This window comes from Paenibacillus sp. 01T422, from assembly GCF_056398785.1.
This window is the reverse complement of sequence record NZ_JBFTQB010000074.1, coordinates 1-14,584: the sequence shown is the minus strand read 5'-3', so window position 1 is coordinate 14,584 and position 14,584 is coordinate 1. Positions and strand designations below refer to the sequence as shown.

General features: G+C 46.0%; 9 protein-coding genes and 2 pseudogenes. 3 read left to right on the top strand and 8 right to left on the bottom strand.

The window, feature by feature from the left end:
- Together AC1DUA_RS06245 and AC1DUA_RS06240 are read left to right on the top strand one after the other, a co-directional pair.
- Positions 1-681: helix-turn-helix transcriptional regulator (locus AC1DUA_RS06245; RefSeq protein ID WP_477498899.1), on the top strand; the 681-nt coding region annotated here is incomplete at its 5' end.
- A pseudogene (locus tag AC1DUA_RS06240) lies at positions 682-2,100 on the top strand (cache domain-containing sensor histidine kinase); the annotation flags it as partial. It lies immediately after the preceding gene.
- 59 nt (positions 2,101-2,159) lie between these two features.
- Here AC1DUA_RS06240 and AC1DUA_RS06235 read toward each other — a convergent pair.
- From AC1DUA_RS06235 to AC1DUA_RS06215, 5 genes are all read right to left on the bottom strand, one after another.
- A complete protein-coding gene (locus AC1DUA_RS06235; protein WP_477498898.1) occupies positions 2,160-3,044 on the bottom strand; it encodes an AAA family ATPase in 885 nt (294 codons plus the stop codon).
- Positions 3,045-3,067: 23 nt separating this feature from the next.
- Positions 3,068-3,484 (bottom strand): pentapeptide repeat-containing protein, encoded by a 417-nt coding sequence (locus AC1DUA_RS06230; protein WP_477498897.1) that lies wholly within the window; start codon positions 3,482-3,484, stop codon positions 3,068-3,070.
- A 165-nt stretch (positions 3,485-3,649) separates the two neighbouring features.
- Positions 3,650-5,113, bottom strand: a complete 1,464-nt coding sequence (locus AC1DUA_RS06225) for an RICIN domain-containing protein (protein WP_477498896.1) — start codon at positions 5,111-5,113, stop codon at positions 3,650-3,652.
- A gap of 262 nt (positions 5,114-5,375) precedes the next feature.
- Positions 5,376-6,299, bottom strand: a complete 924-nt coding sequence (locus AC1DUA_RS06220) for an EamA family transporter (RefSeq protein ID WP_477498895.1) — start codon at positions 6,297-6,299, stop codon at positions 5,376-5,378.
- Positions 6,296-7,462: an iron-containing alcohol dehydrogenase gene (locus AC1DUA_RS06215; protein WP_477498894.1), complete on the bottom strand. Its 1,167-nt coding sequence runs from the start codon at positions 7,460-7,462 to the stop codon at positions 6,296-6,298. Before AC1DUA_RS06215 ends, AC1DUA_RS06220 begins: the two co-directional genes overlap by 4 nt.
- Positions 7,463-7,601: 139 nt before the next feature.
- Here AC1DUA_RS06215 and AC1DUA_RS06210 point away from each other — a divergent pair, with 139 nt between their 5' ends.
- Entirely contained in the window at positions 7,602-7,940 is a 339-nt protein-coding gene (locus tag AC1DUA_RS06210) for a L,D-transpeptidase (protein ID WP_477498893.1), read from the top strand.
- A gap of 350 nt (positions 7,941-8,290) precedes the next feature.
- On the opposite strand, the gene AC1DUA_RS06205 is transcribed toward AC1DUA_RS06210, so the two are convergent.
- The 3 genes and pseudogenes from AC1DUA_RS06205 to AC1DUA_RS06195 form a co-directional block, all read right to left on the bottom strand.
- The gene (locus tag AC1DUA_RS06205; protein WP_477498900.1) at positions 8,291-8,794 is read right to left on the bottom strand and encodes a sensor histidine kinase; all 504 of its coding nucleotides are present in this window, start codon (positions 8,792-8,794) and stop codon (positions 8,291-8,293) included.
- A gap of 3 nt (positions 8,795-8,797) precedes the next feature.
- Positions 8,798-13,486 (bottom strand): annotated as a pseudogene (locus tag AC1DUA_RS06200) (AAA family ATPase); the annotation flags it as partial.
- 103 nt (positions 13,487-13,589) lie between these two features.
- A partial coding sequence (locus tag AC1DUA_RS06195) for an FAD-dependent oxidoreductase (protein ID WP_477498892.1) occupies positions 13,590-14,584 on the bottom strand: 995 nt, incomplete at its 5' end.

The following is a 14,584-nucleotide window of genomic DNA, read 5'->3' as shown; positions in this document are numbered from 1 at the left end:
CCCTCATTCCGATTGAATGATCAAGATAAGAAACAACTCTATGCCAGCTTAGAGAGCGCCAATGTTGGGGAAATCAAAAAACTCTTGCACCGATTTGAGAGGGATAACCTGGCACATACGCCGCGTATTGCGCCTGCACGTTGGCTTGCCTTTTTGCAGGAACTAATCGGCGTTTGCATTCAGTTTGCCAATACAAACAGCATCCCATTTGAAAGCGTCTACAGTGACAAACTGTTAAGCCTCGCCTTCGTGGATGATTTCTCTACGTTAGAGGCTCTCTTCGACTGGCTTGGCGATTGGATGGCGCAGCTCGGAACGTTATCCCGGGACGGTTCGCTCTCGGACCAGCAGCAGGACGTGCTCATTTTTGAACACATCGCCTCTTTCATTAGGCAGAACATTGCTGAAGATGTGACTCTGCAAATGGTCGCGGACCGCTTTTTCTACAATCCTTCCTACTTAAGCCGCCTGTTCAAAAGAAAATTGGATAAGAACTACATGCGGTTTGTCACGGAAATCCGAATGACCTACGCCCAGGAGCTGTTAAAAAAGCCCGACTTGTTAATAACGGACATCTGCACGATGTGCGGATATAAAAGCTACAAGCACTTCGTCAAAACCTTTGGAATCATCGCCCAAATGACACCCACCGAATATCGAAAAAAATGGGGTTGGTCCTAAATGTTGAAATGGAATCAACTCATTCGACAGATGCGAATGAAGCATGTCAACCATCAAATTTTTGTGCTGATGATTCTGATTATTACCATCCCTTTATTAATTATTTCCGTTATCATCTACTTATTTTCCATACAGGCCGTCAAAAACGAATACCAAAGCAGCTCCAACTTAATCCTTACGAATTTGTCCTTTAACATCGATCAGTACCTGCAAAGTATTGAAAAAGGCACGCTGAACGCGCAAATGGACGGACAGCTGCAAGGTGCGCTGGAGCATTGGACAATCGCTGGCGAAGACAGCGGGAACGATCAAATGATTGTATACGGCAACATTATCGAGCATTTTATCAGTTCTATCGAGATGACGATCAAGAATGTCGACAGCGTTCAAATTTATGCAGGTTCAAGGATGTTTTACTCGATGAATTTCAATCGTTCCGACTACGATGTGAAGGATTTTACACATGAAGACTGGTATATTCAAACACAGCAAAAGGCAGGTGGAATCGTGCTTTTCGGCGCACATCTCCCCTTTCATCGGGTGAACGCCAAAGAATCCGTTATTTCCATCGCCAGAGTCATTAACAAAGTGGGCAGCAAACAGCCCATCGGTGTTATGCTCATCGACATTCGTTTAGATTCCTTAAGAGAAATCCTGAAGCTGTCGGAGAATCGGAAGCGGAATTTCATTATTATCGATGATAAAGGCGGCGTCATTTACAATTCCAACCGCTTACAGCCGATAAGCGATTTATCAGCAACGCTCAAGGAGCAAGCCATTCAATCCGTGCTGGGTAACGATGCGGGAAGCTTATATGCCAACTTCTCCGGTGTTGATTCGTATATTAACTTTGTTACTTCTTCGTATTCCGGTTGGAAAGTCATTCAATATATCGACGAGAAAGAAATGACCAAGCAAGCCGATATTTTGATTAAAATTGTTCTGACTTTAGCCTTTCTCTCCCTGGCTACAGCGCTTCTCTTCATGTTTATCCTGTCCGCGCGTGTGACCAAACCAATCATTCTGCTCAGCAGACAGGTTAAATTGGTCGGGCTAGGGAAATTCGACGTTGATTTAAGCAGCGATCGGCAGGATGAATTCGGAGTGCTGTACCAGGGGATCCGCAAAATGGTGGAAGATTTACAAAGCTATATCGAGCGCTCGGCTGCGGCGATGGTGCAGCAAAAAATAGCTCAATTCGGTGCCCTGAAGAGCCAAATTAATCCCCATTTTCTCGCCAATGTGCTCGAATCCATCCAAATGAAAGCCGTCATTAACGGACAGCGGGACATTAGTGAGATGGTCGGCATGATCGGACGTCTGTTTCGTATTCAGATCCAAACAGGCAAAGAAACCGTAACACTGCGTGAAGAGCTTGAGCATATTCGGTTATATGTGAAAATCCAGCAGCTCCGCTTCGGTGATAAAATTCAGTATTCCGAGAGACTTGCGGAAGGGAGTGCCGAACTGCAGGTCATTCACTTCTCGCTCCAGCCCCTCATCGAAAATGCAATCGTGCATGGGTTGGAGCGGTTAAGCGKACCAGGTTCGCTTGAAGTGTCTACGGTAAAATCCGCCAATGATATGCTCATCATGATCAAAGACAATGGTGTGGGCATGGACGCATCAAATAGCGCCCGAAAATACCGCTCCCGATGATTCAAGAAATCTCTCGTTAAATTGAAATGATCCGTATCTTCATACGAGATAGGCTCAATGGCGGTTTCAGTAAATTGCAAAATTTGCGCTCCTGGATACGCCATGATGATCGGAGAATGCGTCGCAATAATAAATTGCGCATTGCCTGATTTCTCTAAGTCCCTAATCATGCTAAGGAAAGCCAACTGATTCTGTGGCGAAAGCGCCGACTCCGGCTCATCCAGTAAATACAAGCCTTTGCGGCCCAACCGGTTTTGGAAAAAGGTCAAAAATGCTTGTCCATGCGACTGCTCATTCAGGGATTTGCCCCCATACGGCGCGTAAGCTTGAAATCCAATATAGGGATCCTTCGCAAGCTCATCGATATAACCCGCAAACGTATCAAAGGTCTCCGCGCGGAAAAAAAGTCCATGGCTAACTTTGGGGAGCCAGGATAATCTCATGATATTCGCAAGCGATTCATCATCTTTTTCTTTCTTGATCGTTAAATCTCTGCCTCCGACCACACTAAAGCCGCAGGAGACACCGATCGCCTCCAGCAGCGTAGACTTCCCCGAACCATTATTTCCGATAAAAAAGGTGACATTCGAGCGGAACCTAAGCTCATTGATTTCTCGAATAGGCCTAATGTTAAAAGGAAATTCTTCTTTATCCGCTTCGGACAGCTCGGACCAGTCCAAGGTAATTCGCTGTAAGAATGGCATTCGTGCCTCCTGCTTTTCATAACTTATGAATTTGCTGAATAGTTTTTGAGTAAATCTTCAACAAGGATGCCATTGATTTTCATGCCTCTGAGTTCACAATTTGTAAGCTCAGCATCTGTCAAATCACAGTTCTCTATCCTCGTGTTCTTCAAATTGCATTTCGTGAATAAGGTATCAACTAAATGAACATTTTCCATCTGAACATTGGTGAAGTTGGCATTTTGAATACGCGTATGCGAAAGATTGATGTTCGTCATCTTTGATTTTTGCATATTAATATCATCAAGTTCAATTTCACTCATGTTCACATTATGAAAGTGTGTGTTGGCAAGATTCACATTATCAAAAACGAGATGCTCCGCTTTCACTTTGTTAAATTTTGAACCCGAGATATCCATCATATGCAGTTCCAATTGTTCCGTTTTCAAATCCAACTTCATCAACCTCGCCTTTTCGATAGATTCATATACAATGACATCATGTAAGGTGCTCGCATCTAACTTTACACGAAAATGTATCTGATCTCTAGTGCTTTTCTGACTTCTAAGGTGAATAAAAAATCACCCCGCTGTAGATTCGTCTACACACGGGGTAATCGCTTTCATCTACTCAACTTTCAACAACCGCCATTGTTGGTTTTTGCCGCCATTGTCCGTGTACTGAATGGCTGCTCCGCCATTGACTTTGGAGCCGCCGGAGATATCAATTATTTTCCCAGTAGCCCTATTTTTCAATTTATAATTACCAGCGCCACTATCAACGACTTGCCAATGTTGGCTGGTCCAGCCGCCATCTGTCCACTGCTCAATCACAGCACCGTCTGCGGTTGAACCATTCTCTACGCCGATAAGTTTACCGCTTCCGCGGTTTTGGATTTTGTAATACCCGCTCCCCGCGCTAATAAATTTCCACTGCTGACTATTCCAGCCGCTATCGATGTACTGCTCCAGATTATCTCCATCCGCTGTACCTTGATTCAGCACATTCAACGCTTTGCCGCCATTGCGGTTTTCAAGTATATAATACGCATTCGTATCGATGACTGGCGAGGAAACTGCAATTGTTCCTGCGCTGGCATCAATGGTTACGCTGCTTCCCCAGCCCATGGACAGCGATGTGCTCGATGGGAACGCAAGCGGCAACCACACATACCGGGACTCCATCACTTTCCCGCTCCAAGCTCCAGCCCACCGGTCGCCCATGTATAAGTAAGATGTTGAACTGGACCCTTCAACCGGAAGAACATAAGCGCTCTGGGAATCATAAGTCGTACCGTCCCCCAAATTACTAAGTCCACTCCATGTCCCCGTGATAGAACTTGCTGTCGCATACTTGCCTTGATTCGGATCCCAGCCTGTTGCACCTGAAGTTACCAAGAAGTATACACTGCCGCGCTTAAACATGGCTGGCGCTTCTCGATATTGACCTGCCCATAACGTCTTGACCAATGATTCCACGCCAAGAAAATCGGGGGTCAATTTGTATATATTCATGTCCGCATTCACGCTTGTCGCTGAAATTAAATAGGCTGTGCCATTGTCATTGTACACCGTCATATCGCGGGAATCATACCCGAGCGGGCGGAAGCTGCCATGATACGTATACGCGCCATCTACGGTACTGGATGAAGCGACAGCTGTACGAGCCTGCCCGTAATCGACGCCATTTTCCCAATGCATCCACAACACGAATTTGCCAGTTGAACTATTGTAAATGACTTTCGGCCTTTCGATGATAGACACATTGAGTTCAGTCGCTGAATTTTTCGTTAAAATATCACTGCGGAATTCCCATGTCTTGAGATCGCTGGAACGGTAGCAAGATACCGCCTTAAAGCTCCCATCCGCATTCCGATTCTCTCCGAACCAGTAATAGTAGCTGCCAACCTTGATAACCCCGCCACCATGAGCGTGTATCACATTGCCGTTCGTATCTTTGAACTGAATCCCATTCTGTACCGTGACGGCTGCCGCGGATGCTTCCTTAGCGAACAGGAATACACCGCAGACTTGAAGACTCAGTAACACTGCAAGCAGGAAACTGAACAACCTCAAACCAGGTTTTTTCATCAAATAAATCCGTCCTCTCATCGATAATTTTTGGTTGATTAGCCCTTCTCCCAATCGCTTCCGCTTTAATCACTTAACAGATTAAGCGCTTACAAGTTCAATTTTCAATCACCTCCCTTACCTCTACAATATAAGAGATCTACCTCTTTTTACCACTGTATTATCTCGAACAACTATGAACTTTTCATACTTTTTCAAATGAACTTTCTGCCAAACAAAAAGGTGAACTCCCTCATCATCACGATGTAGAGTTCACCTGATCCTAATTCACACCCATTTGGCTCCGCCGCTTCCGAAACTTCATCAGCTCTGGCAGAGCAATGCCAAGCATTGTAATAATAACACCGGTCCACTGCATACCATTGACGGTTTCATGAAGCACAACGAACGACATGATGACCGCAGTCGGCAATTCAGCCGCACTCATAATCGTGGCCAGTCCACCGCCAATCTTGGGGACACCAATAGCGAAGAACAGCGGCGGTATGACGACGCCGAAGAAAGCAAGCAGCAGCGCCCAAGGCAGAAGCTCTTCATGTAAAGAGCCATTAAACAGAAAATGCGGCGGATAAATCAGCATGACCAGGATTAACGATCCTGATTGCATGATAGCGCTGCGTGTGATTGGTGCAACTGCGCTAGAAACTTTGCCGCTAAACATAATGAATAAAGCATAAGTCAATGCAGCGAGAAGCCCTAGACCAATCCCAATCCAGGATGGCGCTTCATGGCCTCCACTCAGATATCCGCTCGCCATAATAATTCCAATAAACAAGATGATAAGCGCAAATATTTTATCTTTCCCCGGACGTTTCCGCTCCGTTATAGCTTCAAGTAAAATACCGATCCATGTGAATTGAAACAGAAGAATAATGGCAAAGGAAGCCGAGATATACTGCAAAGCTGCGTAATAAAAAATACCCGTTAAACCGGAAGTTGTTCCAACGGCCATGAGCGACAAGGCTTGCCGCGGTTTCACTTTATACTTCTTGGTCTCGGCTGAACCGCCTCGATTGGATTTGGCTGTAACGAGAACCAATATCCAAATCATCAGCACACCAAACAAATTTTGGCTGCCAACCACTTCCCCCACGTGGAAGCCTGATTCATACGCTTTTTTAACAAAGGTCGATAACAATCCGAAGCTGCAAGCACCAGCCAATACAAATAAATAATATTTCATCATAGGGAATTCGTCAGGATTTCTCTGACCGTGTCACGCGTCATGATTTTGTAACTCCCCACTTGCTCCTTCATGAAGGACTTATGAATCAATTCCTCAAGTCTCGCATCACTAATATCATAGTCCGCTAAACAATTCGGCGCACCTAGCGAATTCCAGAATTGACGCAGCGCCTCAATGCCTTCATAAGCAATTTCGTGATCGGTTTTGCCTGTGGGATCAACGCCGAAAACAGCCATTGCCAGCTTTTTCATCCGTGATGGATCATCTTCTGCGCAGTGTCTCATCCAGCTCGGATAAATGATGGCAAGCCCTCCGCCATGCGGAATATCATAGACTGCTGACAGACCATGCTCGATCTGGTGAGACGCCCAGTCTCCACCATCGGTTCCACTTGATAATAACCCGTTGAAAGCCGTGGTTCCCGCATACATGATGGTTGCTCTATGCTCGTAACTGTGCAGGTTCTCAAGCAGCTTAGGCGCAGCTTCTATGACCGTCAGGAGCACCGACTCCATGAAACGATCCATCATTGGCGTATTTTCTGTGAGATGGAAGTACTGCTCAAGCACGTGAGACATCATGTCCACAATGCCGTAGACCGTTTGGTCCGAAGGCACCGAATACGTAAACTCCGGGTCCAAAATTGAGAATGCCGGATATGCCAGTGGGCTGCTCCAGCCGCGTTTTTCATTTTTCTCCCAGTGAGTAATGACTGAAATGTTGTTCATCTCGGAACCCGTAGCCGCCAGCGTTAGCACCGTTCCGAACGGCAATGCTTTAGTAGGGACAGCTTTGCGTGTAATAATGTCCCAAACGTCTCCCTCATAATAAACACCCACTGAAATCGCTTTGGCACAGTCAATCACACTGCCTCCACCTACAGCTAGAATCAGTTCAATACCGTGCTCCCGGCACAACTCGATCCCCTTCTTCACTGTCGTAAGCCGCGGGTTCGGCTCGACGCCTGACATTTCATACACTTCCGCTTGCATATGATCAAGCTGCTGTTTAACAGCCTCGTAGACGCCATTTCGCTTAATGCTTCCGCTGCCAAATACGAGCAACACCTTCTTGCCAGGATTGCCAAGTTCCTGGGTTAGCTGCTCAATTTGCCCTTTGCCGAACCATAATTTTGTTGGATTGAATTGTAAAAAAGATTGCATGATTGTAGCTCCCTTGGATGACTGATATCTGATATCTAACTAAAGCAGTATACCACAAGTCCGTTTTAATTTCGAAAAAGGTTACGCGCCCTGTTCGTTTCGTATGCACCCACATAAGATAAACCGAGGTGAGTATCCTATGCCTAATTACCGTATTATTATTGACCTGTCCGATTTCCAACTGTATTTACTCGATGTAAATCGCGTTGTGCGAGGCTTCCCAGTGGGAGTCGGCAAGATGGTAACCCGAACACCCGTAGGTGAGTATACGATAATTAATAAACAGCCCGATCCCGGCGGTCCTTTCGGCGTCTTCTGGATGGGACTGAGCAGACCGCATTATGGTATTCATGGTACGAATGACCCCTCCTCCATTGGCAAACGCACCTCTCACGGCTGTATCCGAATGCACAATGAGGATGTGCTTGAGTTGGCTGCACTCGTGCCTATTCACACGCGTGTGACGATTCGTCCCTAAGTAGCAGTCCCGTAAGTCATCAGAATGACTGGGGGAGTGCCTCTTTTGTTAATTTCTGGGACAGCCTTCTCAGAATAAAGGGAAATACTCTGCCGTTATTTATTGCTGTAACACAGCTAAAACATAAATACATGGAATTTTCTACTGTTAAAAAGGATGATTGTGCTAGGAAGCGAGGTTGTTACAGTTAATTAACGGGACTTAATCCAGATATTTCCTTATCCATCCAGAATTCCCCCTGATATAACGGGAGGATTTCCCATAATAAACCCGCCATCATGTACAGATGCGCACCAAAATAGTCAAAAGCAAAGGAGCTAAGCGCTGACAAGCCTCTTAGCTCCTACTTTTCAAATCCGATGTACAGGCAATGAGAATGAGATACTGCAACCTTTGCCTAGCCGGCTCTCAGCCCAGATCTGCCCCCCATGATATTGAACAATCTCTTTGGCAATGGCAAGACCAAGCCCGCTTCCACCAGATGTGCTGCGTGATTTGGAAACTTTATAGAACCTTTCAAAAATATGCGGCAGATCTTCTTCGCTGATCCCCACGCCTGTGTCGGTAACCCGGATCACAAGCTGGCGCGGATCGCCTTTGATGTCTACATGCACATGAATATAGCCGCCTTTGGCTGAAAACTTAATGGCATTGTAAATGATATTCGCGTACACCTGCTCGATCCGATCCGTATCTACGGTTAGCAGCATTTCTTCCTCTTCGGAATTTGCCATATCGAGCGTGTAGGTGATACCCGCATTGGCGCAATCTAACTCATATTTGGCAAACAGCTGGCGTACCATAGTCTGGCATGAGGTAGGCGCGAGTTGGAAATGGAACTGTTTCGTCTCCAAACGGCTCAGCTGATACAGATCGGTAATCAATCGCTGGATACCGACAATTCGCATATGCACAACTGAGAGATATTTTCGTTGTTCTTCAGGCTCCTGAATCACACCGTCCAGTATCGCCTCTACATAGCCCTGAATGGAAGTCAGCGGTGTACCTAGATCATGAGAGATATTGGAAAGCAAATCGCGCCGCGAAGTCTCCATCAGAATCAATTCATTCGTGCGTTCTTTTACTTTTGACTCCAGGTCGTTATAAAGTCTGGCATTTTCAATGGAAATCGCGGCCTGTGCTGACAGCAGCTTAATAATATCAAGACGGTCCGACGTAAAGGCATTGCGAATCAAATTATTTTCCAGATAAAAAACACCAACGAGATTGCCCTGATGCAGAATCGGCTCGCAGAAAATCGATCTGCCTTCAGCCGCACGAATATAAGGATCATGCGTGAAGATGCCTTTATTTGCGGCATCATCCAGAACGACGCCTTCCTTGGTCCGAGCAACGAAATGAATAACAGCGGCCGGAAGATCCTCCCGTGTTTCCAGCGCAACCGAACTCACCGTGCAGGAATCTTTTCCTTCCGTTGCAAGCATTTCTGCCTCGACATACAGGCTCTCTTTCTCCTTAAGAACAAGGATGCTTCGCTCTGCGCCTGACGAATACGTAACGATTTCCATTAATCGTTTGATCAATTGCTCCAAATTCACTTCACTGGATAAGGACCTCGACGTATTCATAATCGTCATAAAATCCAGCGCCTGCAGCGAGTAGTCGCTAATATTCGTTGTGCTCCAGTCCTGCTGCTCCTTAAGTGAGGTCAGATAGTTCGGATAGCGCAGCTTCAGCTCGTCGGCCTTCGCTTTGGCACCCCAACTTAAGTAGCCGTAATAAGCATCAATGAAGTACGTTTTAGCGATCTTCTCGCGTCCTGCATCTTTGTACATCCTCCCTGCCAGTTCGCAGGCTATTGCTTCATGCTGGATGAAACCCTGCTCCCTTGCCTGCCTGATGGACATTTCGTAGTCCTGCTCAGCTTTCTGGAAATTCCCCATAGCACGGCTCCACTCGGCACGCATCAAGGAGCTCAGATGCAAGAAGTTTTCCGGACAGTGGGTTGCCCACTTATCCATTTTGCGCAGCATTTTACTCATCTGCTTGGCATACAGCTTCTGCTCAAATATAGTTGCATCCTTATATACAGCGGATATGGACAAAGCATAGTAGAAATAGTTCTCAGGGATATGGAACAAACCGAACGAGACAGACTGCATCGGTTCTGCTTCTTTGCCGGTCTTTAAAGCAGCATCATATTGACCGAACAAATAATACAACATCATTTTTTTAACCTTGTACTCATGTAAAATCACTTGATTCGGGTGAATGATCAGCTTTTGAACAAACCGCTCTTCCGCTTCTTCATCCGTGCCAACGATCAGGGGATTTCCGGCTTTTCCTTCCAGATTCTGAATCACCATATGCAGCATCTCTAGCATAAGCAGCGTGTCGTGATGATTGGTCTGTTCCAGGATGCGATAGTTCTTGTTCAGCTCCTCTTGTACTTCCGGGAGTGCCACACCTTGAAAATCCTTTGCCAACACCTGATAGGTTAGCGCATAACCTGCGAAAACCAGATCTCCGTCTTCGATGCCACTTTTGAATGACTCATTCAGATGCTCCAAGCTAACTTGCAGCGGTTTGACCCATGGTGTTACAAACAACCCGAAAGAAAAGTGACTTTTACTGCGGTATTGATGGGATTGAAAGCGGGCATTCAATCTCTCGCCAAGCTGCCCATACTGGTAGCCAAGCTGATAATCCCCGAAGCCTGAACCAAGGATTAAACCATAGGAGCCGTACACGTAGGCCATTACCGGTGTATTGCCATATTTCAACGCATGTTTGGTCATGATGAACATGAAAAGCACGAACAAATTCGTATTTACGAAATAAGCAGAAACAGCCACACTCATCATCAAACTCATCAATTTGAAGCGGTACTCATCTTCCATGATTGGCAAATCATACAGTTGCAGTGTATTTTTGCGCCCAATCTTCGCCTTGAGGTTAATATAAGCTAGAAAAATGTTCGTGCTTGTTGGTTCACTAGGAATGCGAATCCCTTGTTCAGCCAAGGCTTTTAGGCCAACCTCGACACTTTTGCGCTGTTTGCCGACGTTGGTGTACAAAATAACTTGTAAGTTATATACTTCCAATTTCAACTCGTTCGTGCGGGCATCCAGGAGCAGCTGCTCATAAGAAGTCTCCGCCTCGTCCGCTTGCCCGTTCAAATAAAGCACCTCAGACTTCTCAAGCCGAATCGAGAAGCTGAGATCCTCCATCTCCTTATTTTCCACCTGATTCAGCAGGGCCAAAGCCTTGTTGTAATATTGCAACGCAGAACGATAAGCATTTGAAGATTTGGCTTTACGGCCAGCGCGCAAGTTAAACTCAAGCAGACTGACAAGCTCTTGACGCTCTTCTAGCAAGTCGGAACCTAAATTCATATGATTGATGATATCGAATAAGCGCTGCTCAATCTGTGCTTCAGGTAAATACTCCAGTAGTTTGCGCGCAATATGCAAATGCGTCTCAGGCAGATCCGTTTGTTCAATTGAACCATATACGGCTTCCTGAATGGAATCATGCACGAACATAAAGCGAATGTCTTGAGCGGCAGAATTGCCTTGCGAATCCGTATAAAATTTATAATCCGTACCCACAGGGATGATCAAACCTGTCTGAATAGAAACTTCCAGTTCCTGCAAGACTTCTTCAAATGATGTCATCGCGATGATGCCAAGTGCCTCCAAATCAAAGGTTGCCCCCAGGCAAGCCGCCTGCCGCAATAAATATTGCGTCCTGGACGGCATTCGGAGCAGCTTTTCGGCCAAAAGGAACATAAGATTGTCTGTAATTCGCAGCTTTTGGATTTCATTCATATCCCAGATCCATCGATTAGCTTCATAGCTGTAGGCAAGCAAATTTTGCTCATATAAGGCCGTTAGGAATTGCTTGACGAAAAAAGGATTGCCCCCTGTTTTTTGCAGGACCAACTGTGCCAATTCCTCTACTTGCTGGCTTTCCGTCTTTAACGACTCAGCAACCAATTGCTTGACATCGCTGATTTCCAACGCCTTAAGTACAATACGTTCGGAAACAAGCCGCTCTGGCAACTTGTCGAGCAGTTGAACATGTGTGGAGGATAACCAATTGGTATCGTGTTCACTTCGATAGGAACCAATAAATAGGAAATGCCTCATCTGTGAGTCGTTTAAAAGCAGATCAATGAACTGCAGGGAGGCTGCGTCCGCCCACTGCAAATCATCAAGAAACAGCACCATTGGTCTGTCTTTCGAGCAAAAAATGAGTAAAAACTGCTGCAATAAGAAATGCAACCGATTCTGCGTTTCTTGCGGTGGGAGCTGCTTGGCGTTCGGCTGCTCGCCGATCAGCAGATCTAGCTCCGGAATGAGATCGGTTAATACTTTACCGCTTGTTCCCAGTACCTTGAGCAATTGCACTCGGTACTCTTCAATTTGTTGATCTTTCTCTGTCAGAAGCTGACGGGCTAATTGTCGAAGCGCTCTCGACAGCGCATGATAGGAGACATGTTGCTTGCCGGGCTCAAAACGCCCCGCCAAGAACCAACTGTTGTCCTTCATAACCATCTTCATCGTCTCTGCGATAAGGAACGACTTGCCGTAACCGGACTCCCCCGTCACCCAAACAGCTTCCACGGAACCATGAATGGCGCGTGAATAGACGTGCAGCAGCTTCTCAATTTCTTGCGAACGCCCATATAACCCCTGCGGAATTTGGAACATATCCGTCATATCGTAGAGACCAATGGTGAAGTCTTGGATATCGTCTGGCGCATTGACCATCATCAGGCAATGTTCAAGATCCTGAATGATCCCGTAAGCGCTTTGATAACGGTCTTCAGCATTTTTTGCCAATAGTTTCATGACAATTTCGGCTAACGGCTTCGGGATGTCCATCCTTATGTTGCCCGGAGAAATTGGCGTCACTGCAAAATGGCAATGAATAAGCTCCACAGGATCTTCCGTTTGAAAAGGGAGTCGGCCCGTGAGCATCTCGTAAAAAGTAACCCCTAGGGAATAATAGTCCGAGCGATAATCGATAATCCGATTCATTCGGCCTGTTTGTTCCGGGGACATATAACTTAGTGTTCCCTCAAGCTGATTTGGATCTAACATTTCTTGTCGCTCTCTAGTAAAGGAAGAGATGCTAAAATCCGCTAGTTTCATAATCTGTTTGTCAGGATTAATAATGATGTTGCTTGGCTTAATATCTTTATGTATAACGTATCTCTGATGAATATTTCCAACGATTTTGACCAATTGAATCGCTGCCGTTAAGAACGCCTGAAGAGACTGGCGAAACAAAGGAAAGTAAGCCGACAAGGTATCACCGTCGAAATCCTCCAAAACAAGCGCGATGCTGTTCTGATATTTAGGCAGCCCCAGCGGTTTCACGATACCGGAAATGTCCAGCAATTTGCCAATTTCATATTCTCGCTTCAGTCGTGCTACATCCGCAGAAACCGGAAAATCCGACCGCAGCGTTTTGATAATAACTTTTTCCATAGTCGGCTTATGGATGGCACGGAACAGCACGGTCCGGTCGCCTTGATAAATCTGTCTAATCAATTCATATTCCGGCAAAATTAACATAAAATCCTCCTAGTAAAACTTGCTGCCAGGTTCTTCCACAGACAAACGCTCCTTAACAATCAAGGAGCGCGTTGGCCTGGAATTATGTATTATCTGCTATGTATTACCAACCCAAAATCTTGCCGTCCCAAGGAAGTCCTTTCTCAAAACGGTGCTTGTCATGTATATGATACGGCTTCAACATATYGAGATGTCCCAGCTCAAAGGTGTACATTTCCCATATTTTACATGGCTTTTCCTTCGAACCATCTCGTTCAAGAATTGCATTAACCGCACGGCGCGCCGCTTCATTGGCGCCTTCCATCGTCGCAAGGTTCGTATTCGTACGAACGTAATCAGCCGCTAAGAACAAATTCGGAATAGCGGTGTAYGCTTCTGGACGATAATCCCAGGTCCCGACACGATTAATTAGCAAAGGTTCCATATTTGTGCACGCATGCTCAGGATTATCAAATTGGATATCCGTATCTAGGAACCAGGAATGCAGGACTTCGTCTTCCAAAATGACGGCTCCGTCCACATTCAAGCTTTTCTTCATCTGTGCCCAGACTTCCTCTTTGATCTCTTCAGCCGTACAGCGTGTAGCTGGCTTGCCGTATAGAATCCCTGGCGTATCCCAATCGGAAATATCTACGGACAGCACGCCTTGAACGGTGCCATCGCCATACTCGCTTAGGTGAACATCAGGCCAGAATTGTTTCTGTGAAACGGATGTGAGCGACCAAGGCGCATCCAAATAAATAACATGGCCATGAGTAATTGTAACATCCTTTTTCAAATAATACTGGATCCCGTTCATCCACGCTACAGAATCAACCAACTTCTGAACACCGCTAAGTGTTGGGTCTGCTTCCAGCATTGCACCAGTAATGAATTTCCCCATCACCTCTACTGGGAACGCTGCAATGTAGTAATCCGCTTCGACGTCAAAAGTTTCTCCGTTCTCCGTTACCTTCGCGCTGCGAATGACACCATCGACACAATCGATGCTCTCTACCTTTGCAGCCAAGTGATAGTCAACACCTTTTTCTGATAAAAAGGATAACCATGGGTTTATCCATTTGTCATTCGTGGGACCGTTCAAAAGTCGAACAAAGC

Coding starts and splice junctions, on each gene's coding strand:
- AC1DUA_RS06230 (WP_477498897.1), bottom strand. CDS start 3,484: ATGAAGTTGGATTTGAAAACGGAACAATTGGAACTGCATATGATGGAT.
- AC1DUA_RS06215 (WP_477498894.1), bottom strand. CDS start 7,462: ATGCAATCTTTTTTACAATTCAATCCAACAAAATTATGGTTCGGCAAA.
- AC1DUA_RS06210 (WP_477498893.1), top strand. CDS start 7,602: ATGCCTAATTACCGTATTATTATTGACCTGTCCGATTTCCAACTGTAT.
- AC1DUA_RS06225 (WP_477498896.1), bottom strand. CDS start 5,113: ATGAAAAAACCTGGTTTGAGGTTGTTCAGTTTCCTGCTTGCAGTGTTA.
- AC1DUA_RS06220 (WP_477498895.1), bottom strand. CDS start 6,299: ATGATGAAATATTATTTATTTGTATTGGCTGGTGCTTGCAGCTTCGGA.